General features: G+C 39.9%; 25 protein-coding genes and 4 pseudogenes. 16 read left to right on the forward strand and 13 right to left on the reverse strand.

Annotated elements, in window-relative coordinates:
- Positions 1 to 31: 31 nt before the first annotated feature.
- Positions 32 to 1,948, reverse strand: coding sequence for a diguanylate cyclase (locus tag PGX00_RS02530; protein ID WP_272132566.1), 1,917 nt, complete (start codon positions 1,946 to 1,948; stop codon positions 32 to 34).
- 435 nt (positions 1,949 to 2,383) lie between these two features.
- Here PGX00_RS02530 and PGX00_RS02535 point away from each other — a divergent pair, with 435 nt between their 5' ends.
- The 3 genes and pseudogenes from PGX00_RS02535 (at position 2,384) to PGX00_RS02545 (ending at position 3,664) form a co-directional block, all read left to right on the forward strand.
- Positions 2,384 to 2,647, forward strand: a complete 264-nt coding sequence (locus PGX00_RS02535) for a hypothetical protein (protein WP_272132568.1) — start codon at positions 2,384 to 2,386, stop codon at positions 2,645 to 2,647.
- A gap of 71 nt (positions 2,648 to 2,718) precedes the next feature.
- Positions 2,719 to 2,981, forward strand: a pseudogene (locus tag PGX00_RS02540) (2-oxoglutarate and iron-dependent oxygenase domain-containing protein).
- Between the two features lie 38 nt (positions 2,982 to 3,019).
- On the forward strand, positions 3,020 to 3,664 hold the full coding sequence (locus PGX00_RS02545) for an isopenicillin N synthase family dioxygenase (RefSeq protein WP_272132570.1): 645 nt from the start codon (positions 3,020 to 3,022) through the stop codon (positions 3,662 to 3,664).
- A 55-nt stretch (positions 3,665 to 3,719) separates the two neighbouring features.
- Here PGX00_RS02545 and PGX00_RS02550 read toward each other — a convergent pair whose 3' ends face one another.
- The 7 genes and pseudogenes from PGX00_RS02550 to lptM form a co-directional block, all read right to left on the reverse strand.
- Complete coding sequence (locus PGX00_RS02550) at positions 3,720 to 4,700, reverse strand: sensor domain-containing diguanylate cyclase (protein ID WP_272132571.1); 981 nt, start codon at positions 4,698 to 4,700, stop codon at positions 3,720 to 3,722.
- 286 nt (positions 4,701 to 4,986) lie between these two features.
- On the reverse strand, positions 4,987 to 5,706 hold the full coding sequence (gene yigB / locus PGX00_RS02555; RefSeq protein WP_272132573.1) for a 5-amino-6-(5-phospho-D-ribitylamino)uracil phosphatase YigB: 720 nt from the start codon (positions 5,704 to 5,706) through the stop codon (positions 4,987 to 4,989).
- The gene (gene xerC, locus PGX00_RS02560; RefSeq protein WP_272137901.1) at positions 5,706 to 6,632 is read right to left on the reverse strand and encodes a tyrosine recombinase XerC; all 927 of its coding nucleotides are present in this window, start codon (positions 6,630 to 6,632) and stop codon (positions 5,706 to 5,708) included. Before xerC ends, yigB begins: the two co-directional genes overlap by 1 nt.
- Positions 6,607 to 7,329 carry a DUF484 family protein gene (locus PGX00_RS02565; RefSeq protein WP_272132575.1) on the reverse strand — a complete coding sequence of 241 codons (723 nt, stop codon included), beginning with the start codon at positions 7,327 to 7,329 and terminating at the stop codon, positions 6,607 to 6,609. Before PGX00_RS02565 ends, xerC begins: the two co-directional genes overlap by 26 nt.
- 25 nt (positions 7,330 to 7,354) lie before the next feature.
- The gene (dapF, locus tag PGX00_RS02570; RefSeq protein WP_272132577.1) at positions 7,355 to 8,185 is read right to left on the reverse strand and encodes a diaminopimelate epimerase; all 831 of its coding nucleotides are present in this window, start codon (positions 8,183 to 8,185) and stop codon (positions 7,355 to 7,357) included.
- Positions 8,186 to 8,194: 9 nt separating this feature from the next.
- Positions 8,195 to 9,447 (reverse strand): annotated as a pseudogene (gene lysA, locus PGX00_RS02575) (diaminopimelate decarboxylase).
- Between the two features lie 20 nt (positions 9,448 to 9,467).
- Complete coding sequence (gene lptM, locus PGX00_RS22835) at positions 9,468 to 9,590, reverse strand: LPS translocon maturation chaperone LptM (protein ID WP_407702332.1); 123 nt, start codon at positions 9,588 to 9,590, stop codon at positions 9,468 to 9,470.
- Between the two features lie 76 nt (positions 9,591 to 9,666).
- On the opposite strand from lptM, the gene cyaY reads away from it, so the two are divergent.
- Entirely contained in the window at positions 9,667 to 9,984 is a 318-nt protein-coding gene (cyaY, locus tag PGX00_RS02585) for an iron donor protein CyaY (protein WP_272132578.1), read from the forward strand.
- Positions 9,985 to 10,070: 86 nt separating this feature from the next.
- Here cyaY and PGX00_RS02590 read toward each other — a convergent pair whose 3' ends face one another.
- Positions 10,071 to 12,605: a class I adenylate cyclase gene (locus PGX00_RS02590; RefSeq protein WP_272132580.1), complete on the reverse strand. Its 2,535-nt coding sequence runs from the start codon at positions 12,603 to 12,605 to the stop codon at positions 10,071 to 10,073.
- Between the two features lie 350 nt (positions 12,606 to 12,955).
- On the opposite strand from PGX00_RS02590, the gene hemC reads away from it, so the two are divergent.
- From hemC to PGX00_RS02615, 5 genes are read left to right on the forward strand one after another with little or no spacing between them, the layout of a single operon-like run.
- A complete protein-coding gene (gene hemC, locus PGX00_RS02595; protein ID WP_272132582.1) occupies positions 12,956 to 13,894 on the forward strand; it encodes a hydroxymethylbilane synthase in 939 nt (312 codons plus the stop codon).
- A 2-nt stretch (positions 13,895 to 13,896) separates the two neighbouring features.
- Positions 13,897 to 14,430: a uroporphyrinogen-III synthase gene (locus PGX00_RS02600; protein WP_272132583.1), complete on the forward strand. Its 534-nt coding sequence runs from the start codon at positions 13,897 to 13,899 to the stop codon at positions 14,428 to 14,430.
- 20 nt (positions 14,431 to 14,450) lie between these two features.
- Positions 14,451 to 14,654 carry a uroporphyrinogen-III synthase gene (locus PGX00_RS02605; protein WP_272132585.1) on the forward strand — a complete coding sequence of 68 codons (204 nt, stop codon included), beginning with the start codon at positions 14,451 to 14,453 and terminating at the stop codon, positions 14,652 to 14,654.
- Positions 14,644 to 15,900 carry a uroporphyrinogen-III C-methyltransferase gene (locus PGX00_RS02610; RefSeq protein ID WP_272132587.1) on the forward strand — a complete coding sequence of 419 codons (1,257 nt, stop codon included), beginning with the start codon at positions 14,644 to 14,646 and terminating at the stop codon, positions 15,898 to 15,900. The genes PGX00_RS02605 and PGX00_RS02610 overlap by 11 nt, the downstream gene beginning before the upstream one ends.
- Entirely contained in the window at positions 15,900 to 17,081 is a 1,182-nt protein-coding gene (locus PGX00_RS02615; RefSeq protein ID WP_272132589.1) for a heme biosynthesis protein HemY, read from the forward strand. Before PGX00_RS02610 ends, PGX00_RS02615 begins: the two co-directional genes overlap by 1 nt.
- Positions 17,082 to 17,129: 48 nt before the next feature.
- On the opposite strand, the gene PGX00_RS02620 is transcribed toward PGX00_RS02615, so the two are convergent.
- The 4 genes from PGX00_RS02620 to PGX00_RS02635 form a co-directional block, all read right to left on the reverse strand.
- Positions 17,130 to 17,747, reverse strand: coding sequence for a tRNA-uridine aminocarboxypropyltransferase (locus PGX00_RS02620; protein ID WP_272132591.1), 618 nt, complete (start codon positions 17,745 to 17,747; stop codon positions 17,130 to 17,132).
- Between the two features lies 1 nt (position 17,748).
- Positions 17,749 to 18,777, reverse strand: coding sequence for a COG3650 family protein (locus tag PGX00_RS02625; RefSeq protein ID WP_272132593.1), 1,029 nt, complete (start codon positions 18,775 to 18,777; stop codon positions 17,749 to 17,751).
- A gap of 96 nt (positions 18,778 to 18,873) precedes the next feature.
- Positions 18,874 to 19,692: a Cof-type HAD-IIB family hydrolase gene (locus PGX00_RS02630; RefSeq protein WP_272132594.1), complete on the reverse strand. Its 819-nt coding sequence runs from the start codon at positions 19,690 to 19,692 to the stop codon at positions 18,874 to 18,876.
- A gap of 116 nt (positions 19,693 to 19,808) precedes the next feature.
- Positions 19,809 to 20,768: an alpha/beta fold hydrolase gene (locus PGX00_RS02635; protein ID WP_272132595.1), complete on the reverse strand. Its 960-nt coding sequence runs from the start codon at positions 20,766 to 20,768 to the stop codon at positions 19,809 to 19,811.
- A gap of 201 nt (positions 20,769 to 20,969) precedes the next feature.
- On the opposite strand from PGX00_RS02635, the gene PGX00_RS02640 reads away from it, so the two are divergent.
- The 7 genes and pseudogenes from PGX00_RS02640 (at position 20,970) to PGX00_RS02670 (ending at position 26,706) form a co-directional block, all read left to right on the forward strand.
- Positions 20,970 to 21,308 (forward strand): metalloregulator ArsR/SmtB family transcription factor, encoded by a 339-nt coding sequence (locus PGX00_RS02640; RefSeq protein ID WP_272132596.1) that lies wholly within the window; start codon positions 20,970 to 20,972, stop codon positions 21,306 to 21,308.
- Positions 21,309 to 21,345: 37 nt separating this feature from the next.
- Positions 21,346 to 22,346 (forward strand): annotated as a pseudogene (locus tag PGX00_RS02645) (ArsJ-associated glyceraldehyde-3-phosphate dehydrogenase).
- Positions 22,347 to 22,357: 11 nt separating this feature from the next.
- The gene (locus PGX00_RS02650) at positions 22,358 to 22,852 is read left to right on the forward strand and encodes a cyclin-dependent kinase inhibitor 3 family protein (RefSeq protein ID WP_272132598.1); all 495 of its coding nucleotides are present in this window, start codon (positions 22,358 to 22,360) and stop codon (positions 22,850 to 22,852) included.
- 128 nt (positions 22,853 to 22,980) lie between these two features.
- Positions 22,981 to 24,203 (forward strand): annotated as a pseudogene (gene arsJ, locus PGX00_RS02655) (organoarsenical effux MFS transporter ArsJ).
- A gap of 152 nt (positions 24,204 to 24,355) precedes the next feature.
- The gene (locus tag PGX00_RS02660) at positions 24,356 to 25,369 is read left to right on the forward strand and encodes an acyltransferase (RefSeq protein WP_272132600.1); all 1,014 of its coding nucleotides are present in this window, start codon (positions 24,356 to 24,358) and stop codon (positions 25,367 to 25,369) included.
- 203 nt (positions 25,370 to 25,572) lie between these two features.
- Entirely contained in the window at positions 25,573 to 25,938 is a 366-nt protein-coding gene (locus tag PGX00_RS02665; protein WP_272132602.1) for a DUF4145 domain-containing protein, read from the forward strand.
- Between the two features lie 150 nt (positions 25,939 to 26,088).
- Complete coding sequence (locus tag PGX00_RS02670) at positions 26,089 to 26,706, forward strand: lysoplasmalogenase (protein WP_272132605.1); 618 nt, start codon at positions 26,089 to 26,091, stop codon at positions 26,704 to 26,706.
- The last annotated feature ends 5 nt before the right edge of the window (positions 26,707 to 26,711 follow it).

The raw sequence follows: 26,711 nt of genomic DNA on the forward strand, positions 1-26,711 counted from the left end.
CCTGTCTCCGCTCAGGGCGAATACCCGAATATCAGCATGCGACTTTATTCCGTCCTTTACTTTTTGCTCTATAGAGTGCTTTGTCTGCTCGCGAGAGTAGGTTATGAATGTCATCACCATACTCATAAACCGCTACACCTATGCTTGTGGTAAGCGAAGTACACTCTGGAAAGACATTATTTTCGATTGATTTACGCAGCCTTTCGGCTAGTTCGAGCAATATATCATTGTCAGCATCCGTGCATATAACCAAAAACTCTTCACCACCCCATCGCCCTACGACGTCAGAGTCGCGAACATGCTCACTAAGTATCGCGGATAATTCCGTTAGCACTTGGTCGCCTATCTGATGACCATAATTATCATTTACTTTTTTAAAGTAATCGATATCAAGCAAAAGAACACCATAAGTATTCTGGTCATTCTTTGCACGTCTGTGACTTTCTAATAAGACTCTATCCAACTTCAAACGGTTGGGAATGCCTGTAAGTGAGTCTGTTTGGGCAAGTTTACTTAGTAGTTCCTTTTCCTTTACCTGAATGCGTATACTAATGGTTGATTCAACCAGCTCTTCCGTACGTGTTTTCAGTTCGCTAAACAAGTTATGAAAATTTCGGTTTAGTCTCTGTATTTCGTCAACTTGTGACTCTACAAGGTTTTTCGTATCCCAGTTATTACCCAGTTTATTGGTGGCTTGTGTCAGTGCTTCAATAGGTCTTGCAATATCAAGAGCAAGCCTTTTGGACTTCCAGCTAAGATACATGAAAAAGGCAACATAAAAGATAAACATTACTAAAACAGCAAGATAACCTAATTTATCAGAGAGAGACTTGAGTTTTGAGATTGGAGTCAGGAACGATTTTGTGTTTACGAACGTGATGATCTGCCAACCAGTTTCTGGGATTAACTTAGAATCGACAATATAGTTAATATCGTTTACCCGAACCTCATGAGTGGTATTAGCTATGCTTAGAGAGCGGATTCCCTTTTTAGGTAGAGAAGGAAGTTGAAACAGATTAAACTGGTCAGGCTTTGTTACTGTATCTGTTACGTTGTTTTCATATGTATGCTGCTTTAGTTCCTGAAGCCCCAACAAATGCTCTGCTTTTTCCTGCATAGCCAGAATTGTACCTTTTCCGTCGATGACGAGTGCCGCTGAATCCCACGGGAGTTGATGGTTTAAAATATTTTCAACAAATGACTCCACCGTCACATCCAGACCGCTGACACCTTCCAGGAAATTACCACTATATATTGGCACAAGATTTGATAGCATCCACCCCTGGCCAGCAGGATCTAAGTACACCTCTGTCCATACGTTACTGCGACTTGGGTTGTGTTCAAGATCAGCATCGTAGTAGAAGTTGAAATTTTCCATTTCGAGAACAGGGCCGTATTGCGCGGGAGCATCTGGCATGAATGGATAAAGTCTGTTCATATCATCCCACGTATTAATGTAGGCCTGAGTTATAGAAGGGTTGGTATCAACAATGGCTTTTAGGAGAGGATCAAGGGATTCGCTACAGATAGCCTTAGCGGATTCTTGTTCTCCAATATTGGTAGTGCTTGAGTAGTATACGCTCGCCCCGACAGGATTTATTTTGTAAAACACACCGTTTGGGTGAGTGCCAAACTTTGGCTTACCATTTGGTAAAAAGCATCGCTTTGAATTAAAAAATAGCTCGTGGTCTAGCTGCATTATCCTTGCACTTCGAGTTACTTCTTCAAGGTGTTGGTTGACCCGTAATGCTTCATTGGTGGTAATTTCACTTAAGGATTGTTTAACCTCAGAAACTAAAGTCGTACGATTTTGATCTGAGATGTACAAATTGATTCCAAAATACAGTGCCAGCAGCAATAGCTCGATAACCAATAACGGGATAAGTGAACTACGTAGAAAGTTACGATATACAAGAGACTGTAATTTAATTGGTTGATTGGTGCTCATATTTCAACAAAACCTCGGCAATATCATTTGTCGATTTACAGTAAGATATATTAGTTATTGTTATGGCATCAACCATTCAATAGCTATATTATGACATTAATAGAGAAAGGTGATTAATGATGCTTTAGTAACGATGAATAGTAATTCAGCGTCGGCGTATGAAATCATCAAGTTATCAAAAGTTGATTAAGTAACTGATTAACTTACTTACCTAACATTGCGAGATAAGTCACCGGTTTTTTCTTGACGTTAAAGTATGAGATGGACTTTAATCTGTACTAGACAGATGACTAAATTGACTTTCTTGAAACCAATGTAACCACCTGTAAAATAATCTAATTTTTTCTTCGCGTTTGGTTCAAATCCCTATCTGCTATTCTACAATCTTGATTAGTTAGTATCATTTTGGTGCAAGGTTACTTCTAGTTAACCATTTTGTTACATTTTCGTGGTATCTTAATTTGTTTCGATAAGTTTTGGGGTGAACTTGAATTTATTCATAAAGTCGTAGTTCAACAAAATTATTTTAGTGGCACAGGTATTAAGGTGATTGTTCCAGTTCAAGGAAAGCAACAGCTAACCGAAGAGCGCAATAGTGCGGATGCTCTGCGTAAATTAATCTGGTGTGGTAGTAAACAGTTGTCTAAATTGGAATATACTCCGCAATTTATATCGTTCGTTGGTATTTTATGCACCTAGTCAAACTTGGTTGGATTCTTGCTTAATTGCTACTAAAACTAAAACTAAAACTAAAACTAGCAGGAACATATATGCAGATCCCAATCATCGATATCTCTCCACTTCAATCAGACAATAAAAGCGATTGGTCACCAGTGATCGCTCAAATCGATCAAGCCTGCAAAGAGCTTGGTTTTTTTATGTAGTAGGCCACGGTATTCCAACAGAACAATTCACGCATATGAAAAAAATTGCGGCTAATTTTTTCTCTCTTCCATTAGAGGAAAAAATGGCGATGTCGATCGAGAATAGTTCTAATCATAGAGGGTGGGGGCTTTCAATGCTGAACAACTAGATCCCAATGGCCCCCTAGACTGTAAAGAAACTTTTGACATGGCATTAGACCTGTCCCCTTTACATCCGCAAGTAAAGCGTTGTAGCGAGCTATATGGCCCTAATCAATACCCAGACTCAGCAGAGTTTATACAAACAGTTAATCAGCATTATCAACTCAGCCTTGAAGTCGGCTTAAAGCTCCTAAAAGCGATGGCTATAGCATTAGGAGAAGAAGAAGATTTCTTTACTAACAGTTTTAGTTACCCTATCTCCGTATTAAGGCTCATCCACTATCCAGCTCAAAAAGAAGCAACAAATGGTGCTGGCGCACATACCGATTATGGTTGTATTACGCTGTTGTACCAAGATGATAGTGGTGGGTTACAGGTTCAAAACGTTGATGGTGACTGGATAGATGCGGTACCTATTGCTGGAAGCTTAGTGGTGAATATTGGTGACCTTATGCAGCGTTGGACTAATGGGATTTATCAGTCGACACCACATAGAGTGACGAGCCCTATTTCGGGTAAAACTCGATTTTCAATGCCTTTTTTTGTTGAGCCTGATTTTGATACACCTATTAGCACGCTACCTTCATGTATCACTCAACAAACACCTAAAGTATTTGAAGATACATTCGCTGGAGAGTGGATTTTATCAAGGTTTGAGCAAACATATACTTACAGGAATGAAATAGAGTAGTGGTCTTTGTTACATAAAAAACCACTACTGTGAATGAAGGGTATAAAGATAAAACTTAATAGCAGACTTGATTTCTGCCGTTATTTTTAGCTCTATATAGCGCCTTATCAGCGGTACCTAACATTTTATCGTAGATTTCTGCAGGTGAGAGATCTATGCCAGCAATGCTTTTTTCACCAAAAGTGGCTATTCCTATGCTCACGGTAACGGGATCAGACCCTGTAGCTACAAATTCTTCAACGGCCATACGTAACCGTTCACCTGCTAGCTCTGCTTCTCTATGGTTTGTGTTAAACATAAGCACGATGAATTCATCCCCGCCAAATCGACCTATAACATCACTATCTCTGGCGATTTTTTTTAGTGTTTTGGCAATATCCAAGAGAATTTTGTCACCTTCAATGTGACCAAGTGAGTCGTTGATTGCTTTAAAGTTGTCGACATCAACCATTGCTAGTGAAATCGGCATGTGTTCTCTAGCGGCGATTAATAATTGTTGTTCGAATATTTCGGCAAACGCAAATCGATTATATAGAGAAGTGTGGTAATCGTGCCGTGCTAGGTTTTTGAGCTCTTCATTTTTAGCTTTTAAAGTCTCTTCAGTTTCTTTTAACTTAGTTATATCGGTATGCGCGCCAAGAATTCGAATTGGTTTACCGTTTTTGTCTCTTAGCGCTATGCCTCTGCATCTCACCCAAACAGTTGACCCATCTTGATGCTGATACCTGACTATTTGGTCATATGGATGTGTTGGATCTTCACAGTGAAGCTTAAAATTTTGTAGTGCTTGTTCCATGTCTTCTTGGTTAATAACTTCACGCCAATCCGACAATTTATGCTGCTTACTGGTGGGATCATAACCGAAGACTTTCCAGAAGTTATCGCTCATCCATTTGTGTTCTTGATTATCTAAATCCCAGAAAAATACACCATCCAGACAGTTAGTTTGCAAGAACTGAAATATAGTGGGATCAGTTGCAAGCATGTCTTGTAGTTCTTTTTCAAGATAGTGTGGGTTGTTAGTTTTACTCGTCATGGTCATCAATCAGTTTGTAATAGTGCTAATCGTTTTATACTAGCTACATATATGATTAAAGTAATATGAATCTTGCTTTTAAATTGAGAATATTTGAATGAAGTACAACTATTAAAGTCTAAATATAGTAAATAAGTCATATGCGAGGATTTGTACTCGAATGTTTAGGTTAATACTCTAGTACGATAAAGAGATGATTTGAGAAGATGGAATGCCGCACCTTTACTCAGATAAGATCCAAGAACGAATAGTTATTCGCTAGGTAGCGACTTTTGGAAGAGATGGTTTAGAGGAGTAATTTCGATAAATCTCTAATATCCTTTATCTCGATATCCGGTAATATGCGCATCTGGCCTTCGTCTATAATGGTGTTGTTTTTCGTATTAATCCAGCAACTAGCAAACCCCGCTCTTATAGCACCTTTGATATCTGATATTGGATGATCGCCAACATGGAGAATCTGTCTTGGAGGTAAATTTAAATAGTTAGCTGTGCTTTTAAACATATCGGAATATGGTTTAGCCCTACCATCAGGACCAGCCCTCAATACCAAACCAAAATAGCTATCAAGACCAATTTCATTTACGTCTACATTGCCATTAGTGATTGCGACTAGAGGAAATTTTCTTGATAGCGCTTGTAGGGTTTCATGGGACTCTAATGGAACATCAACTTGATTACGCAACCATAAAGCATGTTTTATCCCCTCTTTGGCAGCGAGTTTCGCTTTTTGGCGACTGTAACCCAATTGCGCTAAACCATACTCTATTTGAGTTTGTCGCCAAGCCGTCACATCATGTTTAAGTTCAGGGTTGTCAGCTGCCAACTGGAATTTCAGATTTGTCCATTGCTGTAATGTAAATTTTGCTGATATAGGATGATGTGTATGTAGCCAAATAGCCATTTCACTTTCAACCTTACGAATTACGGGATGATTGTCGTATAAGGTGTCGTCAAGATCAAAACTAAGAGCTTTAATGGTGTTTAATCGGCGATATATCTGCATTATTTCTCTTTTTTCTTATGGGCTCTTGGATGTGCTTTATCATATTCCTGAGCAAGGTGTTGAAAGTTTAAGTGTGTATAAACCTGAGTAGTAGAAATGTTTTCGTGCCCAAGTAATTCTTGAACAGCTCTTAGATTGCCACTTGATTCTAGTACATGGGTAGCAAATGAATGGCGTAGTTTATGCGGGCTAATATGGCTGGAGACGCCTTGCTTTAAGCCCCATTGTTCCATTCGCTTTTGAACATTTCTTGAAGAAATACGTCGCCCTAGTTTGGATATAAATAGTGCGGGCTCGTTTTGTTTTAACAATATAGGACGGAGAGTGAGCCACTTATTAACCCATACTTTAGCATATCCAGAAAAAGGTACTTTGCGTTCTTTGTTTCCTTTACCAATAACTCGAATTTCACCATGACTATTACTGATATCTTTTACATCTAGACCAATCATTTCTGACAGTCGGATTCCAGTCCCATACATTAATTCCATCATAGCTCTATCACGAACAGAAAGTGGATCGCTTTCGTTGACGTCAAGTAATAGGTCCATTTGATCAACGTCTAGATTTTTTGGTAATGTTTTTTTCTGTTTCGGAGCTGAAACGCCTTTTGCTGGGTTGGCGCTTAACTCACCTCGTAGAATTAAGAAATCGAAAAAACTTCTCAGAGAAGAAAGTCGAGTAGCAAGGCTGCTCGACTTTATACCTTGACGCATACCTTTACTGGCAATCTGGCGTACCCAAGCGGCATCAACGTGTTGCCAATCTTTTAAACCAAGTTCGAAAAGTTGTTCAGCCATTATTTGTAGCTGTTTTTTGTAGTTATTTTGAGTATGTATACTGAGCCCTTTTTCGTTTCTTAAATACCCATAGAAACGTTCAAGAGGCTCGGTAAATTCTTCAGGCAGATGTATGGTTGAGGACATTATTATCAAGAGTATTGTTGTTTCGCCCATTATTTTCCCATTTAAGAGTAGAGACCAAATGAGAAACGACCGTTGCGAGATGACGTAAAAATAGAGTATCCATATTCGGCTGGAAATGGCCACCATCGTTACTGGAAAACGCGATAACCCCGAGAGGTTCAGATTTTTCTAATGGTAAAACGACAAATGAACCGAGTTCAGGGCAACGATCATGACTAAATAAAAGATCACGATCAGCCTTTTTTAATCGACCTAAATAGACATTTTTACCGTTGAAATGGTTGGTTGCGAACCGTTGCCAATTGTCCATAGATATGTGGTATTTTGGTTGGTCACTATTCAATAGCTTTATGTGAGCTTTGAGGGATAGATCTTGAGCAAATTGATTAATTGAGTCAACAGCTTGCGACAAGTTATGGTGTTTAAGAATCGTTTCCTGAAGGCTCATAAATTGATGAAAATGTTGGCCATTATTCGTGGCGATAGACATTAATTCAGTGATCTCTTCTTCTAAATCTGAAATTTTTTCTCTCTGTCTCTTTAACTTTATTTCAACTAAAGAGATTGCGCCTTCTTGACGTACAGGTAGAGACAAAAGTTCTGTCAGCTCTTGTCTCTCCTTAAAAAAGTCAGGATGGTCACGTAAATATTGAGCAACAACCTCAGCGGTCATCGCATCTGCTTCACTTAATGACAAAACGTTTCCTCTGTCGCGCTATTTGTTAACAAGTTAATTGACCATCAAATACATGGGTTGCAGGCCCTGTCATATAGAGAGGAGTACCTGGGCCTTTCCACTTTATAGTCAGGTCTCCACCGGGCAGATGAACCTTAACTTCTTCATCTAAAGAACCTTGAGATATACCTATAGCGACGGCGGCACACGCACCGCTTCCACAAGCTTGGGTTTCTCCTGCACCGCGTTCATAGACCCTAAGATTTATTTCTTCTTTGTTTAGTACCTGCATAAAACCGGCATTCACTTTTTCTGGGAATCGCTCATAAGATTCAAGCAAAGGTCCTAAAGTCTCTACGTCAGCAGTCTCGAGGTCATCTACCGTCGTAACGACATGAGGGTTTCCCATGCTGACAGCACCACAAAATAGAGTTTGTTCATTGACCCTTATGATGTAAGTTTTCTCTGCTTGTTTGGCTTTAAATGGTATTTTATTGGGCTCAAAAACGGGTTCACCCATATTCACGGTTACGAGATCATCATCTTCAATATTCAATATCATCTTACCTTTCTTGGTACTGACATTAATGTTGAATTTGTTGGTTAACCCTTTCATGCGAACAAATCGTGCAAAACAGCGAGCACCATTACCGCATTGTTCGACTTCACTGCCGTCAGCATTAAAGATACGATAATGAAAATCAGATTCTGGGTCATACGGGGCTTCAACCACGAGTAATTGATCGAAGCCTACACCTGTATTTCGATCCGCCAACCGGCGGATAAGGTCTGGGGAAAAGAAAATATTCTGAGTAATACAGTCTACGACCATAAAGTCGTTGCCCAGACCTTGCATTTTAGAGAAATGGAAATGCATACTTTCTACTTACTCCGGTAAAATGTGTTCATCGCGCCAAAGATCAATATATTCCTCACGCTTACGAACCAAATGTACTTTATCTCCATCCACCATAACTTCAGCTGCCCGTCGACGAGCGTTGTAGTTAGAGGACATTGAGAAGCCATAAGCACCTGCCGATCTTACCGCCAATAGGTCACCCTGTTGTAATAGAAGATCTCTGTCTTTTCCGAGAAAATCACCTGTTTCACAAATAGGACCAACAACATCGTATGTTGTTGCCTCCCCTTTCTCGGTGATACGGGAACAATATCCTGCCACGCAGAATACAGTGCAGGACGCATTAGGTCATTCATGGCAGCATCGACTACCGCAAAGTTTTTGAATTCGGTGTGTTTTAGATATTCGACTTTTGTTAAGAGAATACCAGCGTTTGCAGCAATAGCTCGTCCTGGTTCAAAAATTAACTCAATACCGGAGTGATTAGACAAACGTGACAGCAGAGCCTTTGCATAATCAGATGGCTGCGGTGGAAGTTCATCTTTATAAACAACACCAAGGCCTCCACCAACATCTAAATGTTTAATATGAATGCCATCTGAAATTAATTGATCGATGAGAGCGAGTAGCCTATCTGTTGCATCAATAAATGGTTCGATATCAGTAAGCTGAGAACCTATGTGACAATCAATACCTTGTACATTTAGGTTTGATAGACTGTCTGCAAATCGATACACTTCTGGTGCGCGATCAAATGCGATACCAAATTTGTTATCTCGAAGACCAGTCGAGATATATGGGTGAGTCTTCGCGTCCACATCTGGATTAATTCTAAGAGAGATCGGAGCAATAACGCCCATTTTAGCCGCTACTTGGTTCAGGCTTTCTAATTCAGGCTCAGATTCTACATTGAAGCACTTGATGTTTAATTCAAGAGCTCTTTCCATCTCTTCAACCGTTTTACCTACACCAGAAAATACGATTTTAGCTGGGTCTCCACCCGCGGCTAGCACGCGTTCTAGTTCTCCGCCAGAAACTATATCAAAGCCAGACCCTAAGCGAGCTAAAGCGTTTAGCACGCCTAAGTTCCCGTTTGCTTTAACGGCATAACAGACAAGATGAGGATGTTCACCTACCGATTTATCAAACGCGTTCCAATGCCTTTCTAAAGTGGCCCGAGAATAAATGTATAAAGGAGTACCAAATTGTTGTTCTAACGTTTCTAGTGAAACGTTTTCAGCCCACAATTGGCCATCATCCTGATAATTAAAATAATCCAATGTATTCTTTCCTTAACAAATTACGATTGCGTCTGTTCGTTTTCTTGTGGCGCATCTTTTGGCATATAGAGTGGTCCTGTGTTTCCACAGCCAGCTAAACTTAATGTTGATAACAAGCAGAGTCCCGCGATAATTTTTTTCATGGTGCAATTCGTGATTATTGATTCAATGTCCCCTATAATCGCACTACTAATAAGAAAAGCAATAGGATAGAGCAGGATGAATGATACGGAATATCATCAAATTGTTGATGAAGTGTTTAGTCAGTTAGAAGAAGCTATCGATGATTCAGGGTCAGATATAGATTATGAAATCATTGGAAATGTGATGAATTTAGAATTTGATGATAGAAGTCAGATAGTTATCAACAAACAAGAAGCAATGAAAGAAATCTGGTTAGCATCAAAATCTGGTGGTTTTCATTTTTCGTATGTTGATGAAAAATGGATCTGTTCAAAATCAGGTTCTGAGTTTTTCTCATTTGTTAAAAACGAATGTGATAAACATGCTGGTGAAGCAATTGAATGGGATGAATAAGTTCTTTAGCTAAGTTTTTTTCCATATCTTTGCGAGAACGTAGCCTGAATTAGTCTAACCATTAATACTGTTCAGGTTACAAAAGCTTAAGCATTTACTGCTTTGGAGGGTTTTGACTGAATAGAATTATCATTACGATAAGGTGCAACGTAGCTACTGCTTGTACCATCTTCAGGGTGAATAACTTGGTAATACTGCGGGAGGTTGAAGTTGATAACTCCATTGCCTTCGTTTTCGTTGCCGTGACTTGATGTATAGAAACGATTGACGTTATTTATCATGTCATCTTTACTACCGTTAAATTGATGGTATACCTCAACGGAGTTGCTTTCATCTAAAACATAAATGTTGAAACCATCAGCGGTGTCTTCGAAGAAGAACTGCATTAGACCTTCACTTGCAAAACCATCAACGACAGAAGGTAAGTGATAATCTCGTTCTTTATCAAGCATTGATAAGGGAGAACCATTGAGTTTATTCGTTGATATACTGCGATAGAAATCAATAGAATTTTCTAATTTCTGAACGGACACGCCTCTTCTTTCAAAGAACAGACCGAACATTTGATTGGCGACTTTTATCGCTTTGAATTTTCTATTTTTCTTTTCTTCTACTGGCTTTAAACGCATATCAATACATTCAGCAAGCAGTTGGTAAACCGTGTTGCGTATAACGCCCCTTAGGTTTTTGCTGTAGCAAAATACATCCACAGATTCTGGTGGAACTGCATCTTGATGCATCTTGCCTAAAATAGTTTTCAGTGCATCAAGGATGGCAGTATCTCCAGTGAAGTGCATCGTTCTCACTTCGTGCCAAGAATTTCGATAAACTAAGTCTACGCTGCCCACTAAACTTATTGTTTCTTCGCCAAAACTGAAGATGTCTACATTCTTGACATCTACTTTTAGCGAACGGGGTATATGCTGAGAGCTAGGGTCATTTTCAAAATTAATGAACATAGCCAATTGGCTTATTTCGCAAGGGCTACCTAAAGCCTGCATCGATGGGCGACGTTTACGTAATGAGAAAGTATTACGAAGATCACTCACCATTTGATAAAACTTGTCTATATCTAGCTGCGCATCTTTTACTACTGAATGAAGATTCGTCGACTCAGTAATTAATCCATTGAAAAAAGACCACGCTACTAATTTACTTAGATACTCATTGTGCTCCAGACTTTTTGAACCGATCAGTTTTTCTGCAACCAGTGGTTGTTTATAAAGGTACCAACCAGACGGGTTTGTTCGTCCTTTTTGCACTTGAATAAAACTAAGGTCGGGTTCGTGAAGGTCTGGAGAAACTTGTGGATTAAGTAATGTTACTTTTCCCGGTAATACTTCGAACGCTGCATAAAGCTTTCTTGCAAGGATGCTAATGTCTTGAGGGCTGATAGCGGAAGTAATATCGTTTCGTCTCGCAAATTGTATTAAATTGCGGTAGCTCTGCATCAAAGCTTCTAGTAATCCATCATGAACAACTTTAACTTGTTCAACTTTCCAATTACGACGGTCATCTAATTCGGCTATGACGTTACTATCCCAGTCCCAATGTTTAGTCATCTTTCTGAGTATTTGACGACGCCACTCTACAGAGCCGGCCCCCGGTGTACGTGAAAGTTTTTCGTGGGTTTTAAGATAGAAGCAGCGACGCACTAAATCTAGACGGGTGTAATCTTGAATGCGCTCTAGGTAAGTAGTGACCTTATCCAGCATGAGATAATAAGAATCCATGCTATATAGATCAGGCTCATAAGCAAAAAATCGACGTTTGCTGTCTACGCTGAGAAGTTGAGTATTCGGGTATTCCCACGAATAGGCTTCTAACAGAATGGCCTTTAATACAGATTTATAGGGTGAATCGATGCTTTTATACAACTGCCATAAATTTGAACCAAAATATTCTTCCGCTGGAATTCGATTCAGTTCACCAAAATCTATCCAGTCATTGCAATTGATATGCCCAGCTTTACACAGTTGGTCTACGTAATCTTGATAACATTCTTCCATCTCTGGAGGTACAATTTGCCACAGTAGACGCTGACCAGCTAAACGAACAGCGGAGCGATAGAATTCATCGAGTAATAATAAGTGTTGAGATGAACCACAGTTATCACCGGTCATTTCTTCTGAATAGTTGTTTCTAAAGCGCTCTTCATCCATTAAGAAAAAATTAGCTTCAATACCGTAGCTTTTAGCCCACTCTGTAATCAATAAGCACTTGTTGCCAAGATGAGAGCGTTCATCATCACTCATTTTTGGTGAAACACAAACCCATATATCCAGATCACTTGAGGTACTTTGTCCGATAGAAGAAGTACTCCCCATCGTATATAACCCTAAAATATGAGGTTCACTTCCCGTTTTAATGGGCTCTGATTGAGTGATAGAAATCTGCTCGATAAACTGTTTTTGAATATCGTTTTCTTCTAAAAAGTGCACGCCATAAGGGACAGGATTGCTATAGTAGCCTGGAATTGCTGGATGATTGTAATGGAGAAGAGTGGGAATAAGATTGAAAACTTGTTTACCTTTTTGATCCATAATAGCCAGCGCGCGCTCGATACGCTGCTGATTCAGTGAGTCTATTCTACTGATTATCGTTTGGATATAAGGCTGCAAGGCATATTCCTTGGTTTGATAAATTCTAGCTCTGTTTTTATTCTATAGTAGCTACAAAACGTGATCAATTTAACACTTTTAGCGCGTGAGGTAAAGATCTTACAATTGATATGATTATTTTTAACTCACTTTGTCACTTCTTTCTCTCTCGCTGAACAAGCCAGTTTTTAATATAGAGATAACTAATATAAGTGTAACTTTAATTGAGAGAAACATCACATAATTTTTGTCAAATAAGAAAGAAATAAGCACAAATTGGCAGACCTCATAACAATCGATATATGTAGAATAGATAGGATGGTAGGATTATAAAATTGTAGTTCATTAAATTGTAAACATTCGGTATTTTCATGACAGATAACACTCCGGTAAGAATCGCTACTCGCAAGAGTCCCCTCGCTTTATGGCAAGCTTATTATGTTAGAGATGCATTGCAAGCTGCTCATCCTGGTTTAGAGGTTGAGTTGGTTACTATGGTGACTAAAGGTGATGTTATTCTTGATACACCATTGGCAAAAGTGGGTGGGAAAGGTCTTTTTGTTAAAGAGTTAGAGGTTGCAATGCTTGAAGGAAGAGCAGACCTTGCTGTCCATTCAATGAAGGATGTACCTGTAGATTTTCCTGAGGGATTAGGTCTTGTTACTATTTGTGAAAGAGAAGACCCAAGAGACGCTTTCGTATCTAACACTTATCAATCGATAGAAGAATTACCACACGGCTCGATTGTTGGTACTTGTAGTTTACGTCGTCAATGTCAACTGATGGAAGCTCGTCCAGACCTGATAATCAAGGAGCTGCGCGGAAATGTTGGGACTCGATTAGGTAAATTAGATGCAGGTAACTATGACGCGATTGTTCTCGCCGCTGCAGGCCTGAAGCGTCTCGAATTGAAAGAACGTATTAAAAGCTATATTGAACCGGAGCAATCCTTACCAGCAGTTGGTCAAGGCGCTGTTGGGATCGAGTGTCGGATTGATGATCAGCGTATTTTGAAGCTGTTAGAACCCTTAAATCATAATGACACAGCAGATAGAGTGCGTTGTGAGCGAGCGATGAACCTCACTTTGGAAGGTGGCTGCCAGGTTCCTATTGGTAGTTATTCTCTTTTGGAGGGTGATCAGCTATGGTTGCGAGCTCTTGTTGGAGAGCCTGATGGCAGCAAAATGGTTCGAGGTGAAATTCGCGGAAGACGCGAAGATGCCGAAGCATTAGGCGTTGAGCTTGCTAATCAGCTGCTTGCTGATGGGGCAAAAGAGATTTTAGAAAAGCTGTATAGTGAACACGAGTAAATATGGTCGTTTTGGTAACTAGGCCAAGCCCGGATGGTGAAGCGCTCTGTGATGCGCTTTCTTCATCCGGTATCCAAGTTATATATCAACCCTTAATACAATTTACTCTGGGCAAAGATAGCCCCTCGCTTCAAGCTACATTGCAAGAGACTGATGTAGTTATTGCGGTAAGTAAACCCGCAGTAGAATGGGCTAACAGAGCCCTACATTCTAAAATGCAAACATGGCCAGATTCCATTCGTTATCTTGCCATTGGTCAAAAAACTGCTGATAAACTCAGCGAAGTTACTGCTCAGAAAGTACACTATCCGGAAGTGAGTGATAGTGAACATTTATTGCAACTACCTCCACTACTAAAACCTATTAATACCAAAGTCACAATATTGAGAGGTAACGGAGGTAGGGAATTAATCCGTGAAGAACTACTTAAAAGAGGCGCGAGAGTTGAGTATTGTGAAGTATACCAACGTCAAACGCTTCTATTTGATGGACACTCTAGAGTTAAGAGTTGGAAAAAAATAGAGTTACCCATATAGTATTAACGAGTGGAGAGCAGTTGAATTATTTTTTCAGCTTAATTCCCAAACTTGAACACAACTGGCTTTTTCAATTAAAACTTATCGTACCAAGCAATAGGATTGCAGAGTTAGCCAAAGGGCTTGGGTTCCACGAAGTAACGGTTTCGGGTAGTGCATCTAATCCCGATTTAGTCGCTGTCATTCAACAGCTATGCACAACAGGACAAGTACATGACAAGTAAAAAAAACGGGCAAACAGAACCTGAAAATAAAGACTCTCAAATGGACGTTGAAAATAACGAATCTCAATCTGACAAAGCGACAGAAAAAACAGATTTTAAATCGGAAAAGCCTTCGGAACCTTCTCCTGAGGAAAATCAGACAGATCGCCACGTTGAAGTTAAACCTGATAAAGGTGTTTCTGGTGAACAACCTGCGCCTGTTAAATTTGAAGAAAAACAAGGTAAACGAGGTGTTAAGCTTGGCACTTTGGCGATTGTTATTTCTATCCTATTTGCTGGTGGCACTGCGCTAGTATTTAATCAACAAAAAACAGTACATGAATCTCAGTTGGCCCAATTAGAAGCTAAGATTAATGATTTAAGTAGCCAGCTAGAACAGAGACTCTCGTCAACGGAGTCCATAGCAGCAGCAAAAGCAGATGAAGCATACAATAAAGCGGAAACAGCCATTACGCAGCAACATGAGAGTATCAAAAGTCTTCAAGTTGCCCTCGCGGACGTAGCGGGAAGGCGACCAAATGATTGGTTACTGGCTGAGTCGGACTACTTAGTAAAACTTGCAGGTAGGAAGCTATTTTTAGAAAAAGATGTCGTGAGTGCGACTCAGTTGATGGAGAGCGCTGACCAACGAATATCGCTACTTAATGACCCGAGTTTAGTGCCATTACGAAAAGAGATGGCGAAAGATATTACGACGTTGAAATCGGTACCATTAATCGATAAAGATGGATTGGCTTTGCGGCTGATTAGCTTGCAAGAACAAGTAGATTCTTTGCCGTTAGCAAACGCAATTTTGCCTGAAGCGCCAGAAGTGGAACATAAAGCAGTATCTAGCGATATTTATGACTGGCAAGATAATTTACTCACTTCTTTGCAATCTTTTTCAGAGCAGTTCATAACCTTCCGTACCCGAGAAGGGAATGTGATACCGCTTCTCGCACCAAAGCAACACTATTATTTGAAAGAGAATGTGAAGGGTAAAATAGAAACGGCAATTCGAGCAATTTACAACGAAAATCAATCTATCTATCAGAGCGCATTGAAGACAGCGGATGAGTGGGCTATGCAGTTCTTTAAATTGGATGATCCGGCGGTTATTCAATTTAACAAGTCAATGCAACAACTCGCTGGGCAGAATGTTGAAGTTAAGTACCCTGTAAAACTTGTATCGCAAAAAGCACTTCAAGATGTCATTAATGAACGCCTGCGCCGTCAAATGACCAGCATGACTTCGGAGGAAAAATAATGATTCGAGCGATTTTCCTTTTCGCAGTACTTGGAATAGGTCTATTTGCCGGAACCCAGTTTGCTGGGCAGCAAGGCTATGTTCTTATTTCCATTGCAAATACAACGATCGAAATGAGTGTAACCACTTTGGTTATTTTCGTTGTTGGTATATTAGCGATACTTTTCGGTTTGGAATACTTGATCAAAAAATCACTTAATATGACGAGTACCACATGGAATTGGTTTAGTGTTCGAAAACTAAAACGAGCTCGTCGAAATACCAACGAAGGTATTGTTAAATTATTAGAAGGTGATTGGCAAGCAGCAGAGAAAAAAGTGACTCGTTGGGCGAACCATCACGACATGCCTTTACTATGTTATTTGATCGCTTCAGAAGCTGCTCAGGAGATGGGTGATGATAACAAACGTGATAAATATTTGCAGTTAGCCCAGCAACAAGATAACTCTACTTTAGCTGTCGAGCTAACCAAAGCTCGTCAACAAGTGCGAGAGAGAGATTTTGAGCAGTCATTCGTCACGCTATCTGCATTGCAGAATGATTATTTTAGTAATCCGATGGTATTGAGTTTACTTAAAATCACCTACATTAACTTAAAGCGCTGGCAGCTTCTGTTAGAACTTTTACCGAGATTAGCGAAAGCTAAACTCATTAGTTCAGAGGAGCAAGCAAAGCTTTCTAAACAAGCCCAATGTGGATTGATTGCAGAAGTAGCTAAATCTAAGGGTAGTGAAGGCGCTATTGCACTTTGGAACAGTTTTTCTCGTAAAACTCGCCATGATGGTGACATTGTTGCTTGTCTAGCAACTCAGTTAATCGAAAGACAAGCGGATTCTGAAGCGTATAGCTTAGTGGTTGAGTCACTTAAGAAGCAGCAAAATGATGCTCTTCTTCAGCTGATACCAACAATGAATCTGGCTGATAACTATCCAGCAATTGTTATGTTACAAGGGCTAATTAAGAAAAATCCTGAGGATGCCGTAGCACATAGCGTATTGGCTAATGTGTATATGGGTAATGAAAAATGGGTAGACGCACAGACGCATCTAGAAAAAGCGCTTTCAATTAGAGCTGATGTATCCGATTACTCAGCATTAGCAACGGTTTTAGAGAAGCAAGATTTAACGCACGCCGCAAATGATGTATCGAGACAGGCGCTGAGTTTGATTAGTACTAGCTAAACAGAGACTAAATCTAATAAGAAACCAGCGGAAGCTGGTTTTTTTGACTCATACTTTTAGGTGGGTAAATTTGTGACCACTTTTTTCTGCCTGAAATAGACTCAAATAGCGGTCAAAGAATGCATCCAACGTAGCACCGTTCGCTGATTCGTCGTTGAGTTTTAGGACTTCACTGACGGTTTCACATGTGCATAAGTTACCAGGAGTTTGATTGCGCCGTAGTGAATAGTTAGAACTAAATTCACCCGTTAATGCCATTGTGGTTAATGCTTGTAACCAAGGGCTTTTACGAACCATCTTTTTTGCTTCTTGCCATGTTGCGTCCAAGAGAATAAACATCGGTGGTTTGTGGTTTTGATGGATTGATTGAGCATCAAGCTTTGTGCTCTCACTACCAGGAAACAGCAGAATAGTTTGGTAGTTATTGCAAGTAATAAGTTGAATTAGCTCTTCTGGAGGTGAGACTCTATCCCAAGTAAATGTAAGGGTGCTAGACAAGCTCATGGAAACCAATTTACCGGTATTGGTATCGCGATTTAATTCATTTGGATGCATTAGAAGTACAATTTTCACTGCGCTTTGAAGATCTGGTATATCCTTACAAAAGCAATTGAAGCGAAAGCCGCACTTTGGGCACGGCTCTAATTGTGGTTTTACTTTACGCATGTTATGGCTTTTCTTTATAAAGGATCAAGCCATCATTAGCGATAGGGTACAGGTTACCATTTACTTTTTCATGTGTAGCCACTATCTGGTCGCCTTGTAACGTAAATATGCGTTCTGCAACAATTCGTTGGCCTTGATGATGAGTCATCACAACTTGAACCTGTTTATCATTGAGTTGTTGCCAATACCCAGATTCTTTCAGTGGTAAACCTGTCGTGTAGGAATACGTTGTTGTTGCGGTGTGGTCTGAAGACAAATCTAACTCGATAGAAAAGCCGGTCGACTTAGTACTACTAGCTGTGTATTTAGTCGCCCAATTTAATGTCGCATCCTTGTTTGCTAAGGTTGCACACCCACGTTTTTCTCCATCATCGTCTTTAAATGTCGCACTCCACCCATAAATGCTGTCGCTCATAGAGTCATTGCAATAGTCTTTTGTTATGGTCAGTTGTCCTTGACCAAAATGATATTTTCGCTCGCTAGGTGTTAAGCGAGTAGAAGAGAGTGAAAAGCCTCTCTCATCAGCACCAAATTGTTGGTAAAGTGTTTTATCGTCGCTAAATTCCATTGACCAAAATGGTTCGTTACCAAAGGCTTTTGTTGAGCGAAATGGTTGCTCACAACGTTTGATATTTTCTGTTGTGATGAAATTGATGCCTGAAATAACGAAACGAGCAGCAAAGTCTTGGTCGAAACCCGCGTCAGATGTTTCTTTAAGATGACCAATTAATTCTGCATAAATGGGTTGGTATGGTTCTCTGCTTAATGTCATTGCTTTGGCAAGTGATTCAGAATCCATATCTATCCAGTATTGTTGGTTGCTTTCGCAAGGGATGAAACTGCGTGTTTCATGACCTACAGTGAGGATGCCTCTCATAATAAAAGTAGGAGCAAGTGGCGTAACTGCCTCTTGGTTGAGGGAAACCGGTGTATCACTTTTTTGTGTGGCAATGGTGTTTTCTGGTGACGAAGAGCAAGCTTGAAGAAAGCTTGCTAATACGAGCAAGACCGAAATAGGTAACAATTTCATAAAGTAATTCCAACTATCTACGTTTTAATCATTATGCCACATCTATTAAAAAAGGTAGCAAATTGGCTACCTTTAATCATTTTTAATACGGTGTATTTAAAGTAGGTGCTCGTTCAAATAACGCGCCACGGCGTGGTCCTTATTAGAACCAATGATTTCGTTATCCGGAAGGGCTTGTTTTACTTTTTCGTGAGAGGTCTCCATAACAAGACCTCGTCCCGCCATCGAGAGCATTTCAACATCATTCATTCCATCGCCAAAAGCTATGCAGTTATGTAGAGATGAACCAATTGAACTCGCTACGGCATCCAATGCAGCCCCTTTAGAAACGCCATCTCCCATCACTTCTAAGCACCAAGGTGTTGAAAACGCAATACTCACTCGCCCTTTAAACTTTTCTTTGAGTTGATCTTCGACTTGGGTTAGGTATTCGTGGTCGGGATAAACAAAAAACACTTTTGCCACACCAGAGGTCGGTACATTATCGATATCTAGCAGTGTGTATTGGAATCCAGATGCTTTATGGAATTTTTTAATGTTTTCATCTTCTTGACTGATTAACCAATTATCATTTTGATAGATGTGAATACGAATCTTTGGGTCTTTCTTAACGACGTCTACAATGGGCTGTACAAGTTTTTCATCTATATTTTTGCTGTACATCAATTCGTCGTTTTGATCGTGAACTCGTGCGCCATTGGAGGTGATCATATAAGCTGGTATGCCCGCTTGCTCGCGGATTCGCGCAACGTCTACATGATGTCGCCCTGTAGCAAAAACAAAAGTGAAACCTTTTGAATGCAGTTCTTTAAGTGTTTTTTTACTATAGTCACTTAATTGGTGATCGGGAGCTAGAAGGGTGCCATCTAGATCAGAGGCAACAATTTTAAACTGCGTATCATTTACTACATTCATATAACTCTCTTTTGATTAATTGGTTTTAGCCACGATAGTTTAAGACAAAAAACAAATTAAAAAGAGGGTAAAATTGTTAATGTTCTTTTCCCTATTTCTTTATTGTTAGTTTTGTTTCAAAAAGAGTATATAGCAGCGAGTGCTTGATTTCTGATCTCATCTGTCTCAAACAGTATTTCGTGTTTACTACTTTTAATAATCTCTAACCGTGAAGCTTTATTGGTTTTCGTCAGTAAAGTCATGAACTTCAACTGGGCTTTATTGCTTACGATAATGTCGTATTCTGCCTGCATTAATAGCGTCGGTATCGTCACTTGATTTGCGTTTTTTATGCATGTTTTCGCGCCTGTTAAAGCGTGCCATACCCAATGAGCACTAGGGCCGCCAATTTTTAGTTGAGGCATGTCCTCATAGAGACTCCGAAACCATGTATACCTTACTTCACTGGCAGTAAGTGGATTAACCTTAAAGGGTTTTGCTTGGTACTCTCGGTTTTTGGTTAAATATTTGGGTTTCGAACTAAATAGGCTATTAATGTATGCCCAATAAGGAGCTATGGGCTTCAAAATAGGTGACATATTAACGCCAAACATGGGAGCGCTTAGTACGACTTTATCAAAACTATGATTAGGGTAAACCTGCAAGTATCGCGTAGATATGGCTCCTCCCATGGAGTGAGCTAAAAGGTAGCGCTTTTCATATTTTTCGAGTTTGAAATAATCTACTAGCGTTGCCATGTCTTCTACGTAATGAGAAAAAGAGCGAACATGTCCAATTTGTTGATCTTCAGCTATTCGGTCAGATAACCCCTGACCACGATGGTCGAAAGAATAGATGTCGTACCCCAATTTGAAAAAATGATAAAAAAGTTCTTGGTATTTCCATGCGGACTCCACACGACCATTTACCATTACAATTGCTTTGTTATGTGTAGAGGAAGTGATCGATATCCAATATAAATTTTTTTGGGTACAGCCTTCTACAAAACCTTCACTTCTTTGTTGCCAGAAGTCTAGGATGTGATGCTGCATTATTTCTGGATAGTCTGATTCTTGGGTTGGCGTTGGGGGAGTCATAAGTACCTATTTTTGTCTAACTCAACATGCGAAAAGAAAGCATGAGTCATGTAAGCATAACATTCATGTTTACTAACTTAAATTGGGATTGTAAGAGGCCTTCCTTGCAATATGAATATTTGATGACAATCGCTCGTGGGTTATTGATCTAAAATTGCACGCATGTAATATATACGCATATCCATATGTATGGTTTTTATTATGTTACCTAATCAGTTTTTTAAAGTGTTGTCAGATGAGACTCGGGTCCGTTGTTTACTTTTGATTGCGAGGGAAGAAGAGCTGTGTGTATGTGAATTAACTCAAGCGTTAGACGAGAGTCAGCCCAAAATATCTCGTCACTTGGCTCAATTGCGTCAATCAGGCGTGCTGCAAGATGAACGAAAAGGGCAGTGGGTCTACTACCGTGTTGCTAGTGGTTTGCCTCGGTGGTTAGAAAAAATAATTGAAGGTTTGAAGCAATCCAACTGTTTAATGAAACAGTATCAAACCGACATCGAACGCCTGAAAGCGATGAAAAATCGTCCCGATAGATGCTGAAGGCGATGCAATCAAATTATCTACAAGGAAAATACACATGACAATTAAAGTTGGAATTAACGGCTTTGGCCGAATTGGTCGATTAGCCCTGCGCGCTGCTTATGATTGGCCGGAGATGGAATTTGTGATAATCAATGACGTTGCGGGTGACACGGCAACACTTGCGCATCTGTTGGAATTCGACTCCATTCAAGGTCGCTGGCATCATGAAGTCGTGGCGGAAGATTCTGAAATGGTTATTAATGGTAAGAGAATAGCTACGACTCAAAAAAAGAAATTGATGAGGTAGATTGGTCTGCTTGCGACGTCGTTATTGAAGCGACAGGGGTTCATCGCAATACTTCATTTTTAAATAAATACCTAGCTCAAGGTGTCAAACGCGTGGTTGTATCTGCACCTGTAAAGGAAGAAGGTATCGCCAATATCGTTGTCGGCGTGAATGATCATATATTTGATCCAGAACGACATAAAATAGTTACGGCTGCATCTTGCACTACGAACTGTATTGCGCCTGTAGTGAAGGTCATCCATGAGAAGCTTGGTATTGAACAGTCGGCATTTACGACGATTCATGACTTAACCAATACACAAACCATTTTGGATGCGCCTCACAAAGACCTTCGTCGTGCTCGTGCTTGTGGTATGAGCTTAATTCCAACAACGACAGGCTCAGCTACCGCGATTGTGGAAATATTCCCAGAACTTAAAGACAAAATAAATGGTCACGCAGTTCGTGTTCCGCTTGCTAATGCCTCATTGACTGACATTATTTTTGATGTGAAGAGAGATACCACCGCGGAAGAAGTTAATGCCCTATTGAAAGAAGCTTCAGAAGGTGAATTAAAAGGAATTCTAGGTTTTGAAGAGCGACCTCTTGTTTCTATCGATTACAAGGGTGATCAGCGTTCAACGGTTGTTGATGCTTTGTCTACCATGGTCGTAGGGACACGCATGGTTAAAATTTACGCTTGGTATGATAATGAAATGGGTTATGCGACACGAACTTCAGAGTTGGTACGCAAAGTCGGTTTAGCATAAGGGTTTTAACAATGACACATCCTACTTGGCAACTAAATGTAGCGGATAATGATGCCGCTCTTATCCTTACCCCTTGCCCGGGTACGAAAGGCGTTGATTTAGAAACGTCTCTTAAAGAGCTTAAAGCAGCTGGTGCCAAAGCAATAGTGACAGCACTAAACCATGAAGAGATGGAAGCCGCTGGTGTATCAGACTTGCCAGAGTTAGCTCAGCAGCTCGGTTTTACTTGGTTCCATCAACCAATTGAAGACGACCATGCTCCTGACGAGGAGTTTGATGCTCGTTGGAAGGTTATTAGCCCTCAGGTTCATAATGCATTGCAACAAGGAGGGAAGGTTGTGTTGCATTGCATGGGGGGATCCGGTCGCACAGGTTTGCTTGCTGCTCATATATTGCTAGAACTTGGCTGGGATCTGGATTCGATTAAGACAGAAGTTAAAGCTCTTCGCCCAGGAGCATTTACTAAGCCTCTTCAAATCGAATATATCGAACAAGTTCTGAAGTGATTTGGGTATAAATAGTGAGCGAAAAGAGCTTTTGGGTTGCCATGATCCTAAAGCTTTTTTATGTCAATTAGGACCAATGATAGCTACAAAGTTGTAGCTTAATATCTGTATTAATAGTGAAGCCGCGTATGTTTTCAAATCTAAGCAAGAGTGTCCGCCAATATATGTTGGTCACATTCAATTATTGGAATTTCACCATCACCGATGGCGCACTTCGTATGTTAGTAGTGCTCTATTTTCATGATCTTGGGTACAGTACTCTCGCCATTGCTTCTCTTTTCTTGTTTTATGAGTTTTTTGGTGTCATTACTAACTTAATTGGTGGCTGGCTAGGGGCTCGACTAGGCTTAAATCGAACGATGAATGTTGGTTTAGCAATGCAAGTCGGTGCTTTGGTTATGTTAGCGGTGCCAAGTGCTTGGCTCTCTATTCCATGGGTTATGGCTGCACAAGCCGTCTCAGGAATAGCGAAAGATCTCAATAAAATGAGTGCAAAAAGTGCTATTAAGACACTCGTCCCGAATGATCAACAGGGTGCTCTTTATAAATGGGTTTCTATATTAACAGGATCTAAAAATGCCCTAAAAGGTGCAGGTTTTTTTCTCGGTGGTCTACTACTGTCTTTCATCGGATTTCAATCGGCTGTATTACTCATGGCTGCGGTCCTTTCGCTAGTGCTTATAGGGAGCCTATTTGCGCTAGAAAATAATATGGGAAAAGCGAAGGTAAAGCCCAAATTTAAGGAGATTTTTCAAAATCGCGAAGTATTAATATTCTTTCTGCCGCTCGAATGTTTCTCTTTGGTGCTCGAGATGTGTGGTTTGTTGTTGCGTTACCGGTTTACCTAGGAGCGACGTTTGGTTGGGATCATTTGTGGGTTGGTGGTTTTTTAGCTTTGTGGGTAATTGCTTATGGTTTTGTGCAAGGCGTAGCACCTAAAATTACGGGTAAAACGCAAGGAAGGGTTCCTGACGGCTCGGTAGCAATAATGTGGGCAGCTTTACTTGCTATGGTTACTGGGTTAGTCGCCTATGGTGTTCAAATAGATTGGCAGCCAGAGTTAGTTATTATTGTTGGTTTGATGGTATTCGGGGCTGTTTTTGCCGTTAATTCGTCACTGCATTCATATTTGATAGTCAGCTATGCAAAGGGAGACGGGGTCTCATTGGATGTAGGCTTCTATTATATGGCGAACGCGATGGGACGACTAATAGGTACAATATTATCCGGGTGGGTGTTTCAGATTGCAGGATTGGCTGCTTGTTTATGGGTTTCATTTGGTTTTCTAACTATTACGGCTTTGATCTCTATTTATCTACCAAGAACGATCCCTGATGAAGAGGCTTGTTAGCAAAATATTAGAACCTTGACGCTTACATTCATTTGTAGGCGTTTTTTACATCCCTCTGACTATTAATCACTTTTTTTCTATGTAATATGAACAAATGATGTACAGGCAATATAGTATTGCTTCGTGCCTATTTGGTCTAATTTGGAAAACCAATGGAAAAAAGAGTCTTTTTCTTTGATTTGCTTCGTTGTGTGGCTGCAGTCGCCGTCATCGCTATTCACGTTCTAGCACCTTATCGAGATGAATTGGGCGTTATTCCTTTAAATGAATGGATGTCTGCGATCACAGTCAATGGGCTTAGTCGATGGGCAGTGCCCGTATTCATTATGATCACGGGTGCATTGATGTTAAACGATACACGAGCGTTTAATGCAAAATATTACGTCAGTCGTCGCCTTGGGAAAGTCTTGATTCCTTTTATCGTTTGGTCTCTATTTTATTCTTATCTATCTGGGTGGTCAGTTAGTGGCTATGATCTCGATATTGCATTGGGTATTTTGAGTAACGCCTACCACAAAGAAACCTATTATCACTTGGGCTTTTTCTATTACTTTATTCCACTTTATTTTGTTATTCCTTTGCTTCAAGTTTTAGTGCAAAAAACCGATGACCTAACACTATACGCGGGCTTATCTATCTGGTTACTTACAACTACGCTGTACCTATTTAGAATCGATGGCCCGTGGAGCCACCAACTATGGTTATATTCTGGTTATCTGCTACTTGGTTACGTCCTTTATAAAAAGCTCCCGTTGACGAAAAAATCGGTAAGTTTGTTTGTTTTCTTGGGGTTCGTGGGGGCATTTAGTAGTGTTTGGATGGTCGCAATAGAAAGCATTTCGCTCAATAAATACACAGTTGGAAGATGGTTATCTTATAAAACGGTAAATACCGTTTTAGCCGCTTCTATGGTGTTTATGTTGTGTCGTTATTTTGGTGAAGGTTTTAAGCAGATTACGATAAATATTGTTGGAGTGATCAGCAAAAACTCCCTTGGAATTTATATTTTACATCCCATTTTTCTGTGGCCAATGAAGGAGTTTGGCTGGAGTCAAGGACACCCACTGTGGGTTATCCCATTATGGATTCTTATAAGTGGGAGCGGAGCTCTATTTGTTAGTATAGTATTGTCAAAAAGCAGAAGAACCTCTTGGTTATTGCCATAGTTACATTGGTTTTAGAGGATGCAATTACGAATTGAAATGTATAGGTACCGGGTTTTTACGATGTCGAATCGATGTAAGTGATTGTAAATTATAGTGTCAACATCACAATATTTACTTAAGATAGGGTTTGGTAATTCTCTGTTTTTGTGAGAACTATTTATAATGATATTACGTCTTTGATACAAAGGCTCAAGGAGGACAATATGTCGAATATAGAGGAAGTCGTTAAGCGTACTCGTCGTATTGAAAAATTATTGCGAGTGCAATACCGAGCAGATGGGAAAGGATTGCATCAACTTATCACTAGTTGTGAAGACAGGTTGCCTCATGACGTGATAAGTAAATTGAGATACATCGCTACTATTCGTAATAAAATAGTTCATGAAGATGATTTTCAATTAGAAAACCGAAAATTCTATTTCGCAACATGTGATGCTTGTGAAAAAGAACTAACTCCGAGAGCAAATAGATTTATTTGGCGTGCCGCTATATTAGTGATGACTTTCTTTACACTCGCGGCTGCTGGTTTTTATCTTCTTCATTGGGATAAGCTTGTTAAGCATCTTTAGTTTTAATTGTCTTATAAGAAGAATGTTTTCTTAACACTTCATTTACATAATGAGAGTTATTATCGTTAAGTTCGAACTATTGGTCATTAATACTGGACTAAAATTTCAATTTTTCTACACTAGCCGCCTGAGATAAAATAAGGAAAACGTATGTGGGGTCGGCTGATGGTAGGGCTATCTGGATTTGTTCATATTTCGGCAGCGAATAGAGAAGAGAAGCGCGCGTCTAAAATATTGAAACCAATAACTTTACTATTGTTGATGACGGTTCTTGTTTCTACTGGCCGTAATGAACCACAATTTATCTGGGTGGCTATTGGTCTGTTGCTCGCCTCTATCTCTGATGTATTCAGCCTATTTGCGAAAACGAAAGCAAGTTTTGCTGCGTTAATATTTTCTTTTTTATTTTATAGCAAAGGCTTTTGGTCTTTATTGCACGGTGATATAGCTTGGTGGTTACCAGCGCTGTTATTCGCCGGAAGTGTTATTCTTATATTACTTTTACTGCCAAAATTAGATACGATCATTTTTCCCGTTTCTATTATGGGAGTCGTCTTAGTTCAGATGTCATGGGCGGCTTCTGCCGTTTGGATGAATGATGCAAGTGCCGCTAATCTTTACGCGTGTTTTGCCTGTCTTATTTTTGTGGCTGCAACCTTAATTTGTGCGGTTAATACCTATCGTAAACCTGTTATGAATTCTAACTTATGGGCTACAGTTGGCTTTCTTGTTGCTCATTCTTTAATTGTTGCTTCCGTCGTTGCATAACTAGG

The sequence above is a fragment of the Vibrio algarum genome (assembly GCF_028204155.1).
Lineage (GTDB): Bacteria > Pseudomonadota > Gammaproteobacteria > Enterobacterales > Vibrionaceae > Vibrio > Vibrio algarum.

Excerpts from the sequence above, each read along its gene's own strand:
- PGX00_RS02530 (WP_272132566.1), bottom strand. The coding sequence starts at position 1,948 with ATGAGCACCAATCAACCAATTAAATTACAGTCTCTTGTATATCGTAAC.
- PGX00_RS02545 (WP_272132570.1), top strand. The coding sequence starts at position 3,020 with ATGGCATTAGACCTGTCCCCTTTACATCCGCAAGTAAAGCGTTGTAGC.
- PGX00_RS02550 (WP_272132571.1), bottom strand. The coding sequence starts at position 4,700 with ATGACGAGTAAAACTAACAACCCACACTATCTTGAAAAAGAACTACAA.
- yigB (WP_272132573.1), bottom strand. The coding sequence starts at position 5,706 with ATGCAGATATATCGCCGATTAAACACCATTAAAGCTCTTAGTTTTGAT.
- xerC (WP_272137901.1), bottom strand. The coding sequence starts at position 6,632 with ATGTCCTCAACCATACATCTGCCTGAAGAATTTACCGAGCCTCTTGAA.
- dapF (WP_272132577.1), bottom strand. The coding sequence starts at position 8,185 with ATGCATTTCCATTTCTCTAAAATGCAAGGTCTGGGCAACGACTTTATG.
- lptM (WP_407702332.1), bottom strand. The coding sequence starts at position 9,590 with ATGAAAAAAATTATCGCGGGACTCTGCTTGTTATCAACATTAAGTTTA.
- cyaY (WP_272132578.1), top strand. The coding sequence starts at position 9,667 with ATGAATGATACGGAATATCATCAAATTGTTGATGAAGTGTTTAGTCAG.
- hemC (WP_272132582.1), top strand. The coding sequence starts at position 12,956 with ATGACAGATAACACTCCGGTAAGAATCGCTACTCGCAAGAGTCCCCTC.
- PGX00_RS02600 (WP_272132583.1), top strand. The coding sequence starts at position 13,897 with ATGGTCGTTTTGGTAACTAGGCCAAGCCCGGATGGTGAAGCGCTCTGT.
- PGX00_RS02610 (WP_272132587.1), top strand. The coding sequence starts at position 14,644 with ATGACAAGTAAAAAAAACGGGCAAACAGAACCTGAAAATAAAGACTCT.
- PGX00_RS02615 (WP_272132589.1), top strand. The coding sequence starts at position 15,900 with ATGATTCGAGCGATTTTCCTTTTCGCAGTACTTGGAATAGGTCTATTT.
- PGX00_RS02620 (WP_272132591.1), bottom strand. The coding sequence starts at position 17,747 with ATGCGTAAAGTAAAACCACAATTAGAGCCGTGCCCAAAGTGCGGCTTT.
- PGX00_RS02625 (WP_272132593.1), bottom strand. The coding sequence starts at position 18,777 with ATGAAATTGTTACCTATTTCGGTCTTGCTCGTATTAGCAAGCTTTCTT.
- PGX00_RS02630 (WP_272132594.1), bottom strand. The coding sequence starts at position 19,692 with ATGAATGTAGTAAATGATACGCAGTTTAAAATTGTTGCCTCTGATCTA.
- PGX00_RS02635 (WP_272132595.1), bottom strand. The coding sequence starts at position 20,768 with ATGACTCCCCCAACGCCAACCCAAGAATCAGACTATCCAGAAATAATG.
- PGX00_RS02640 (WP_272132596.1), top strand. The coding sequence starts at position 20,970 with ATGTTACCTAATCAGTTTTTTAAAGTGTTGTCAGATGAGACTCGGGTC.
- PGX00_RS02650 (WP_272132598.1), top strand. The coding sequence starts at position 22,358 with ATGACACATCCTACTTGGCAACTAAATGTAGCGGATAATGATGCCGCT.
- PGX00_RS02660 (WP_272132600.1), top strand. The coding sequence starts at position 24,356 with ATGGAAAAAAGAGTCTTTTTCTTTGATTTGCTTCGTTGTGTGGCTGCA.
- PGX00_RS02665 (WP_272132602.1), top strand. The coding sequence starts at position 25,573 with ATGTCGAATATAGAGGAAGTCGTTAAGCGTACTCGTCGTATTGAAAAA.
- PGX00_RS02670 (WP_272132605.1), top strand. The coding sequence starts at position 26,089 with ATGTGGGGTCGGCTGATGGTAGGGCTATCTGGATTTGTTCATATTTCG.